7 protein-coding genes are annotated in these 9,226 nt (G+C 64.3%); 6 read left to right on the forward strand and 1 reads right to left on the reverse strand.

The annotated features are described in order from the left end of the window. Nucleotides 1–304: 304 nt before the first annotated feature. Entirely contained in the window at nucleotides 305–3,502 is a 3,198-nt protein-coding gene (locus tag GJ654_RS20500; protein WP_155448041.1) for an AMP-binding protein, read from the reverse strand. A 225-nt stretch (nucleotides 3,503–3,727) separates the two neighbouring features. Between GJ654_RS20500 and GJ654_RS20505 the strand changes: the two genes are divergently transcribed. The 6 genes from GJ654_RS20505 (at nucleotide 3,728) to GJ654_RS20530 (ending at nucleotide 9,189) form a co-directional block, all read left to right on the forward strand. Further along, nucleotides 3,728–4,882 (forward strand): sulfotransferase family protein, encoded by a 1,155-nt coding sequence (locus tag GJ654_RS20505; protein ID WP_155448042.1) that lies wholly within the window; start codon nucleotides 3,728–3,730, stop codon nucleotides 4,880–4,882. Nucleotides 4,883–5,098: 216 nt separating this feature from the next. Further along, nucleotides 5,099–6,058: an HlyD family secretion protein gene (locus GJ654_RS20510; protein WP_155448043.1), complete on the forward strand. Its 960-nt coding sequence runs from the start codon at nucleotides 5,099–5,101 to the stop codon at nucleotides 6,056–6,058. Next, nucleotides 6,055–6,981 (forward strand): ABC transporter ATP-binding protein, encoded by a 927-nt coding sequence (locus tag GJ654_RS20515; RefSeq protein ID WP_155448044.1) that lies wholly within the window; start codon nucleotides 6,055–6,057, stop codon nucleotides 6,979–6,981. Before GJ654_RS20510 ends, GJ654_RS20515 begins: the two co-directional genes overlap by 4 nt. Next, a complete protein-coding gene (locus GJ654_RS20520) occupies nucleotides 6,978–8,111 on the forward strand; it encodes an ABC transporter permease (protein ID WP_155448045.1) in 1,134 nt (377 codons plus the stop codon). The genes GJ654_RS20515 and GJ654_RS20520 overlap by 4 nt, the downstream gene beginning before the upstream one ends. Before the next feature lie 690 nt (nucleotides 8,112–8,801). Next, on the forward strand, nucleotides 8,802–8,939 hold the full coding sequence (locus GJ654_RS21375; RefSeq protein WP_246664858.1) for a hypothetical protein: 138 nt from the start codon (nucleotides 8,802–8,804) through the stop codon (nucleotides 8,937–8,939). Between the two features lie 37 nt (nucleotides 8,940–8,976). Next, the gene (locus tag GJ654_RS20530) at nucleotides 8,977–9,189 is read left to right on the forward strand and encodes a hypothetical protein (RefSeq protein ID WP_155448046.1); all 213 of its coding nucleotides are present in this window, start codon (nucleotides 8,977–8,979) and stop codon (nucleotides 9,187–9,189) included. The last annotated feature ends 37 nt before the right edge of the window (nucleotides 9,190–9,226 follow it).

The following is a 9,226-nucleotide window of genomic DNA, read 5'->3' on the forward strand; positions in this document are numbered from 1 at the left end:
GATTCATCCAAATTTTGAATCAAAATCCGGGCGGGAGCGCAAGCCCTGCCGCGCCGCCGATGGGCCTGGGTAATTACTTCGGATCGTCGGGTGACGCCGGTATATCGCTAATTTGAACAAACTTGTTGCGCGCCTGTGGCGGGCGGTTCGCGAGCCGACTGTCGGCGAGGCGCCGCCCCGGCTTCCCTCCGATGAGACCGAGGAGCAGAGGACGATAACCGCTTGATCCCTTGGCCCTCTACTGGATCATTCGGAAACCGTATTCCATTCGCGGATTGCAGCTCGCAATCTCGCGGAAACCGGATCAGATGGCGCTATGCCGCTCCAGGAAGGTGACGATCGCGCCGACCGTGTCCTCCAGCGACGGGTCCGGCAGGCCGAGCGGACTGGCGTCGCGCGCGGCTTGATAGGCCGTGCTGTCGTAGCGCTTGAATTCCATGGCCGAAATGTTGTCGATCGAGCCGATCAGGAAATCCACCAGCGGGAAGATGAGGTCGTCCCTGGTGCAGCGCCGGATCACCTCCGGCACGAAGTCCTTCAGTTGGAACATCTGGAAACGGGAGCCCGTGCGCCGGGCGATGATTTCCGTCACGTTCCTCATGTTCGCATAGGCATCCCGCGTGACGTGGAAGGTTCCGCCGAGTGTGTCGGGCGATTGGGCGATGGCGACGATGTTGTTGGCCGTGACGTCGGCCGGCGTGAAGCTGACCTGATTCATCGCGTCCACGCCGATGCCATATTTGATGATGAAGGCAATCAGCCGGGTGGTGATGTCGAAGGCGGCGCCGCCGCCCGTCACCGAGGGCGTGATGAGCGCCGGCCGGAAAACGCGCGTCGCCAGCCCGCGCCGACGCGCGTCGAGCACCATTTGTTCGGACGCCCATTTCGACTGGCTGTAGCCGAAATCGAGCCGCTCCATGCCGTCATTGTTGTCGCTCTCGTAGAGCACGTCCTTGTTGGCCCAGCCGAAAATGAAGGTGGTGGAAATTGCGTTGAACTGCTTAGGCCTACCCTCAAAGGCCAATCGGAGGGTCTCCGCGGTTCCGCCGATGTTGGCGTCGCGCATGTTCTGATAGGTGAACAGATAATTCACCAGGGCGCCGCCGTGATAGATCGCGTCCGTTTTATTCGCGAGCTGTCGCCAGGCGTCGGGCGACAGGCCGAAACGCTTCTGGTCGAGCGCGCCGTGCACCACCTTCACCCGACGCTCGAAAGCGGCGACCATCTCCGGCGAGGCCACGCCGGAGTCCCGCGCCTGAGCCAGCAGCCGGGCGCGCGCCTCTTCCGAATTTTGGCCGCGCACCAGCACGTTGATCTCGGCTTGCGTTTGCGCCAGCAGGCTCGCCAGCACGAAGGGGCCGAGAAAGCCGGTGCCTCCCGTGAGGAACACGCATTCCGGCGCTTCGGCGGGCGGCGCTCGCGGGCGCTCCGGTTCGAAGGGAAGCGTGCGGTCCTTCCGCATCAGCGCCTCCTCTTCAGCCAGACAGGCGGCGCGCGTGCGTGCGACGAAGCGGCTCATTTCCACGGCCACGTCGTCGGGCGCCGCCTCGAACCGCCTTTGCAGCTCGAACAAGTCGGCCACCGTGATGTTCTGCATGAGGCGGACGTCGACATGCTTGCCGAGCAGGCTCTCGCCGCGTTCGCCGAGCATTTCCTTGACCTCGTGCATCAGGGTCACGAGGTCGAAACTGTCCACGCCCGCCTCCAGGAGCGTGATCCTCTCGTCGCCCGTGAGGCGATAGCGCGTGCGCAGGATCGAGAACGGCGCGGCGGCGGCCCCGTCGTCCTGGCTCTCGTCACGCCGGCTGAGGCTCGCGAGCACCTTGAGACGGCCGGCGCTCAGCCAGTCGCGCGCCAGGAAGCGCATGACCTTGCCGGAACTGGTCTTGGGCAGCGTTCGCGGCGGGATGAAGATGATATCGCCGATGTCCACGGCCAGGGCGCGCCGAACCGCCGCGACGATCGCCGCGGCGTCGGGCGGGGCTTGAGGCTCCGAAACCTCCGCCACGACCCCGATATGGCCGAGATGCTCGTCGCCGAGCGCGAAGGCGGCCACGCCGCCCCTGCGGATCGCGGGGGAGGCCGCCTCGACTGCGGCTTCGATGTCCTGTGGGTAGATATTCTGCCCGCGGATGATGATCATGTCCTTGATCCGGCCGCAGACATAGACTTCGCCGTCATGGATGAAGCCCAGGTCCTGCGTGCGGAGAAAGTCGCGATTCGACGCTCCGCCCGTCAGGCGGGCCTCGAAAATCTCTTGCGTCAGCTCGGGGTTGCGCCAGTAACCGAGGCATTTGCTCGGCCCCGTCACCCAGATCTCGCCGACCTGGTCCTCCCCAAGGGTCGCGCGGGTTTGCGGATCGACGATGCGCAGTTCGTTATCGCCGAGCGCGACTCCGCTGCTCATGATCTGGACCGCGGAATCGATTGCGAAGGCGGCGCTCGTGACGTGGACCCGGTTCCGCGCCAACGCCCTCCGGTCAACGGACAACGGCTTGCGTCCGTAGCTGGCGACGGCGAGCGTGTTCTCGGCGAGGCCATAGGCGGCGAAAAAACTCTGCGGTGTCAGCCCGTATTTCCGGAATTTCTGAAGGAAACGGCGATAGGTCTCCGGACGGACCGGCTCAGCCGCGTTCATGAGGAATTTCAGCGAGCTCAGATCAAGCCGCGTCAAGATTTCCTCCGGGATGCGACCGGGCTTCAGGCAGTATTCGAAGGCGAAATTTGGCGCCGAACTGGCGGTCGCGCGGTATCGGCTGATCGTGTCGAGCCACAGTCCCGGATTCTGGATGAAAGTGGCGGGCGCGAGCGCGAAGGTCTGGCCGCCGCTCATCGCCGCATAGATGAAATAGCCGATCAGTCCCATGTCGTGCTGCTGCGGCAACCAGGAGACGCCGATGGGCTGGTCGTGGTCCACGACCAAGGCGCGATTAGCGATGAGGTTCGACTGGCTCACCATGACGCCCTTGGGACGGCTGGTCGAGCCCGATGTGTACTGGAGGAAGAAAATCTCGCCGCGCGGTCCGCGCGGCGCGGGACCGGCGGCCTCGATCATGCTTTCGGTCGCCAGCAGTTCGACGCCGGCCAGCGCGCCGGCCAGCCAAGGCTCCGCCAGGGCGAGGCCGGCCTTGAGCGCGTTGCGCCCCTCGCTGTTCGATAACAACAGGGTCGCCCCGCAATCATAAGCGACATGGGCGATCCGCAATAGCGCCGCCATCGCGTGGCCCGTGGGCTCGACCACGGGAACCGCGATCACGCCCGCGCGCGCGCAGGCGAACAGGGCGCAGATCATTTCCAGCCCCGGTGGGAAAGCGAGCATAACGCGCGATTGCGGCTCAAGCCCGCGCCGCGCGGCGAGATGGCTGGCGATCACATCCGCGCGGGCGAGAAACGAGGCGTAGGTATGGCGCTCCACTTCCGCGCCCGTCACGTCAAGGAAGGAGAACAGAAGCTTGTCCGGCTGCGACTCGGCCCAGGCTTCGACAACCTTGATGACGGACATGCGGCGCCTCCACCCAATTTTTCCGGAGCGCCCCCGCCCACCTTGCTTTGGATGCTGCAATAGCTAAAGCGCGGGGAGGCTGCAACGTGGCCGCGCATTTTTTTTGGTCCCAGTCCGGGGCCGCCGCCACTAACACGATTGAAATCAAACGTAAGCCGAGCTTTACTCCGCACGAAAGCGGCCCTGGGGGCGGCGTGCCAAAAAGAGCCATGCAGGAGGCGCGCGATGTTGCGACTTGCGGCCCGTTGGACGGCGATACGCGCCTTCGCCGGTCGCCTCGTGGACAGCCTGCGCTATCAGGCGCTGTTCATGGGCTTTGTCCGGCCGAGCGTCATGTTCGGCCTGCGCGCCGATTTTCACGAGGTCGATGCGCGTTTCTGGCCGCGGCTGCTGCTCATTCTGCTCTCGGCGCTGGCCGTTCGCCCCTTTTGCTGGCTCGAAAGCGTCATCTATGGTCGGCGCATCGCCGCCGCCGCGATCGCGCCGCCGCCGGTCTTCATTATCGGCCACTGGCGCAGCGGCACGACACATCTCCACAATCTGATGAGCTGCGACGAACATTTCGGCGCGCTGACCATGTTCCAGGCGCTCGCGCCCGATTGTTCGCTCATCGGCCGGCGCTGGCTGAAACCGGCGCTGAACCGCATTCTGCCGGCGCGGCGGCCGATGGACGAAATGACTTGGAGCGTCGATTCGCCGCAGGAGGAAGAGGTCGCGCTCGGCAAGACGACGCTGTTCTCCTTCTATTCGGTGCTGCTGTTTCCAAGGCTGGCGCCGCGCTTCGCCCGCCAACGCGTCCTGGATCTCGATCTCAACCCCAAGGCCAGGGCGGATGTCGCGCGGAACTACGAACGACTGCTGAAAATCGCGACTCTCCACGCCCCGGGGCGGCGGCTGGTGCTTAAGAATCCGGTCAACACGGCGCGAGTGCGCCTGCTTCTCGAACTGTTCCCTGGCGCCAAATTCATCCACATCCACCGCTCGCCCTACGAGGTTTTCGTCTCGACGCGGCATCTGCAGCGACAGATGCGCGCGCTGACCGAGCTGCAGCAGGCCGATGACGCCATCGTCGACGAAACCATTTTCGCCTTGTACGACGGCATGATGCGCCGCTATCTCGAAGACAGGAGGCTCATACCCAAAGGCGATCTGGCCGAGGTGCGTTTCGACGATCTGGAGCGCGATCCCTCAGGAGAGATCGAGCGGATCTATGCGACCCTGGGCCTGCCCGGCTTCGCTGCGATGCGCCCGGAGCTCGAAGCTTATCTCGTTTCGCTGCGGACCTATCGCAAGAACACATTCAGCCTAGCGGAGGCGGATCGAGCGCGCGTCGCGCGCCGCTGGGCCTTCGCCTTTTCGGCTTTGGATTACCAAGCATAGCCCAAAGATCAAGGCGTCGCCCGAGGGAAAAGCGCTGCCTTGAGCGCGCAATCGCAAATTTTAACTCTTGCCTATTAAATGGATTTGTTCATTCGCTCGGTCCGATTGACCCGAGACGATCGGGAAGACTTGGTTCGTACGAAACAAACCCGAGGCGTGGCGGCGTGACCTCCGGCGCCAGAGGGCCGTCGCATTCGCCGTGAAGGAGGCTTGGTCTTGGGCTCGATCTGCGCCATCGCCTTTGTCGCGAGCCTCCTGCCGGGCTGCGCGGCGCCGAAGAATTTGGCGGTGGGCTATGTCGAAGGCGAATATGTCGCGATCGCGCCGATCGAAGCGGCGCGGGTCGCGCAGCTTCACGTGCGCCGGGGCGATGTCCTCAAGACGGGTGAGCCGATCGCGACGCTCGAAGCCCGCGACGCCGAAATCGCCGTCTCGCTCGCGCGAAGCGCGCTCGCCCAGGCCGAGGCCGAACTCGCCAACATTCGCTATGGCCGCCGGCCCGAGGAGATCGCCGCGCTCGAGGCGAGCCTGAAGGCGGCGCAGGATTCGCAGGATGACGCCCGACGGATTCTGGAGCGGCGCAAGAACCTTTTTGCCCGCGGTTTCGTCTCGCAGGCCGAACTGGAGTCGGCTGAGACCCATCATAATGTCGCGGCGTCCCGCGCGCGCGAACTTGCCGCGAACCTCGCCGTCGCCCGATTGCCGGCGCGCGACGAGGAAATCGCGGCGGCGTCGAGCCGAGTGGCGCAAGCTCAGGCCGCGCTCGCCAACGCCGAGTGGCGGCTCGGCCAGCGCCTCCTGGTCGCGCCCGCCGACGGCCATGTCTCCGACATCGTGCGGCGCGTCGGCGACATCGCCGGTCCCTCCGCGGGCGTGGCGTCGTTTCTGCCGGACGGAGCCGTCAAGGTGAAGGTCTACGTCCCGGAATCGCAACTGTCCGGTCTCACGATCGGGCAACGCGTCGACGTTGGTTGCGACGGTTGCGAAAAGGGCCTTTCGGCGATGATCTCCTACATCGCGCGTGAACCGGAGTTTACGCCGCCAGTGATCTATTCGCTCGAAAGCCGCCAGCAGCTCGTCTACCTGATCGAGGCGAGAGCGCCGCGCGAAAAACCCCTCGGGCTGCAACCCGGCCAGATCGTCGATGTCGACCTGCCAACGCCGGCGCGCCCATGAACGTCATCGACGTCGCCAATCTCACCAAGCGATTTGGTAAGACCCTGGTCGTCGACCACATCGGGCTGAAGGTCGCGGCCGGTCAGATTGTCGGCTTCCTTGGGCCGAACGGCTCGGGCAAGACGACGACGTTCCGGATGATCTGCGGCCTGCTGACGCCCGACGAGGGCGAAGGCGCGGTGCTCGGCTACGACGTCAGGCGCGACAGCCGCCGCATCAAGGCCGAGGTCGGCTATATGACGCAACGGTTCTCGTTCTACGAGGATCTGACGATCGAAGAGAACCTGCTGTTCGTCGCCCGTCTCTACGATCTCGAGCCACGTCGGCGCAGCGTCGCCGCGACGATTGAAGAACTCGGCCTTGGCGGACGCCGCCACCAGCTCGCCGGGCACCTCTCGGGAGGCTGGAAACAACGCCTCGCGCTCGCGGCCTGCGTCATGCATCGCCCGAAATTGCTGTTGCTCGACGAGCCGACCGCAGGCGTCGATCCCCAGGCGCGACGCGAGTTCTGGGACCAAATCCACGCGCTGGCCGGCAGCGGCGTCACCGTGCTGGTTTCAACCCATTACATGGAAGAAGCGGAGCGCTGCCATAGCATCGGCTACATATCCCGCGGCAAGATGCTGGTGACCGGCACGGTCGAAGAGGTGGTGCGGCAATCGGGACTCACGACCTTCATCGTTCACGCGACGGCGACCGCCGAGCTCATGAGCGAATTGCGTCACCTTGACGGTGTCAGCCAGGTCGCCCCGTTCGGCGCGGCGATCCACATCGTCGGCGTCGACGCCATGCGGGTGACGGCTTCGCTGAGGGCCTTCGCGGCCGAACGCGGGCTGCCTCTCGAGCCGGGGCGAACCAGTCTCGAGGACGTGTTCATCCAGCTCATGAATTCAGGCGACGCCGCGCCCAAGAGGGTTGCATGATCCGACTGTTCCTTGTCCGCCTCGGCGCCATCTTGGCCAAGGAATTCGTGCAGATGCGGCGCGACCGCGTCACATTTGCGATGATGCTGGCGATCCCGATTCTCCTGCTCGTTCTGTTCGGTTACGCGATCAACACCGATCCCAAGCGGCTGGACGCGGCGCTGCTGGTCACGGGGCAGGATCATTACTCGCGCGCCATCGTCTCGGCGCTCGAGGTGTCCAATTATTACCGCTTCGTCGAGCGGCCGCGCACCGCCGCCGAAGCCGAAAGGCTGATCCAGAGCGGCGCCGTGGCCTTTCTCGTCGTCATTCCCAGCGACTTCGGCGCGCGCGTCGATCGCAATGACCAGCCGCGGATCCTTGTCAAAGCCGACGCGACCGACCCCTCCGCCGCCTCCAACGCCATCGGCGCGCTCGAGGTGATCGCCCGGCGCGCGCTGCTGCGCGAACAGGGGCTCGAGGGAAAAGCGGCCGAAGGCCAGGGCGCGCGCATGTCGATCGTCGTGCACAAGCGCTACAATCCCGACGGCGTGTCCCAATATTTCATCGTGCCGGGGCTGCTCGGCGTCATCTTGCAGATGACGATGGTGATGATGACCTCGGTCGCGCTGACGCGAGAACTCGAGCGCGGCACAATGGAGAACCTGCTGGCCATGCCGTCCAACGGCTTTCAGATCATGGCGGGCAAGGTGCTGCCCTATTTCATCGTCGGCGCGGTGCAGACGATCGTGATTCTCACCACGGCGCGGGTCCTGTTCCACGTGCCCTTCGTCGGGTCGCTGCCGCTGCTGATCTTCGGAATCCTGCTGTTCGTTATGGGCCTCGTGCTGCTCGGCTACACATTCTCGACGCTCGCGCGCACGCAAATGCAGGCGATGCAGCTCGCCTTCTTTTTCTTCCTGCCGTCGATCCTGCTCTCGGGATTCATGTTTCCGTTTCACGGAATGCCGGTTTGGGCGCAGACCATCGGCAACCTGTTTCCGTTGACCCATTTCCTGCGGGTCGTTCGCGCCATCATGCTGAAGGGCGCCGACTGGAGCGAAATCGGCTTCGAATATTCGATCCTCGCGCTTTTCATCCCAGTCTATGCGATCTTCGCGCTGTTGCGATTCCGCAGGACGCTCGACTGAGGCAGGCGCCGCTAAAGCAACCACGTGTGCGCGCCACATGCCCGGACTGCCCTCTGCCGCATGGGCGCGTCCGTGGGCTGAGGGAACGCGGCGCCGAACTGCGGATGTGTCGAGTTGATTGATTAGGCTGTTGGAGTGGTGAAAGTTTCCCCCAAAAGTCTCGACGAAACAGTTACGGCCAGTGGATAGTCCGCCTGGCGTTAATGCGGATCATATAGGGCTGAGACGCACAGCATTCGTCCAATGGGGGCTTTCTGGTCCTTTGCAGCCGTTCTCGAAGCAGCCTGGAAGACCCGTTTGAGCCGGACTCGGTCGATCATGCCGCCTCAACCTTGCTCGCCGCCCCTCTACATGTTGTGGGTGTATGCCATAACCGGACAGGCGCGGTCCTGACCAGGGCCAGCATGCTCCTCCGGCTCCATCATCAGGTCTCCCGTTCGGCGATTTCACGGGCGTCAGTGTACGGCATAGCGAAGAACTTGAGCCGCACAATGCCTTGCCCCAAGGGCCGGGGAAGTTGCCCACTGCCGGGGTGATTTGGTCGGACGCGCACCCAGCGCCGTCTTCATTTCCGAGGCCGTGACAAAGTGAACCACCAATCCCTTTCCGCCTTCATCTGGTCCGTCGCGGACCTTCTCCGGGGCGATTACAAGCAGTCCGACTACGCCAAGGTCCATCCTGCCCTTCACCGTGCTGCGGCGGCTGGACTGCGTTCTGGAGGCCACCAAGGTGGCCGTGCTGGCGGAACATGCCGACAAGCTGAAGGCGGGCCTCAACCCCGAGCCGTTCGTCTTGCGCAAGGCGGGGCATCGGAGCGACGGCTGGTGATTTCGCCGCGTTTGCTACCCCCTTGGAGGGTGGCAAAATGTTGCTGGACGAAGCGCACTATGACGCCGGGGACGCAGCGCGGGGGATTGCCATGGCGGCACTCTTCGGGGGCGGCTTTGGGGTGCTCGGGCAGTCTGGCGAAAAGCTGGCCAGCAAGTACCGCCAAATCGTCCAGGAGGGGACTGCCAAGGTGGATGCCTTCGACGGGGCTGTGATTTTGCATGGAATAAGGACCCCAGCGCTGGGGTGATTTGCATCCAATCGGGACCCCGGGGCTGAGGGTCCAC

This window comes from Rhodoblastus acidophilus, assembly GCF_009720655.1.
Classification (GTDB): Bacteria; Pseudomonadota; Alphaproteobacteria; order Rhizobiales; family Beijerinckiaceae; genus Rhodoblastus; species Rhodoblastus acidophilus_A.

Bases quoted from the DNA above. Each gene is read 5' to 3' on its own strand.
- GJ654_RS20500 (WP_155448041.1), bottom strand. From the start codon at position 3,502: ATGTCCGTCATCAAGGTTGTCGAAGCCTGGGCCGAGTCGCAGCCGGAC.
- GJ654_RS20505 (WP_155448042.1), top strand. From the start codon at position 3,728: ATGTTGCGACTTGCGGCCCGTTGGACGGCGATACGCGCCTTCGCCGGT.
- GJ654_RS20515 (WP_155448044.1), top strand. From the start codon at position 6,055: ATGAACGTCATCGACGTCGCCAATCTCACCAAGCGATTTGGTAAGACC.
- GJ654_RS20520 (WP_155448045.1), top strand. From the start codon at position 6,978: ATGATCCGACTGTTCCTTGTCCGCCTCGGCGCCATCTTGGCCAAGGAA.
- GJ654_RS20530 (WP_155448046.1), top strand. From the start codon at position 8,977: ATGTTGCTGGACGAAGCGCACTATGACGCCGGGGACGCAGCGCGGGGG.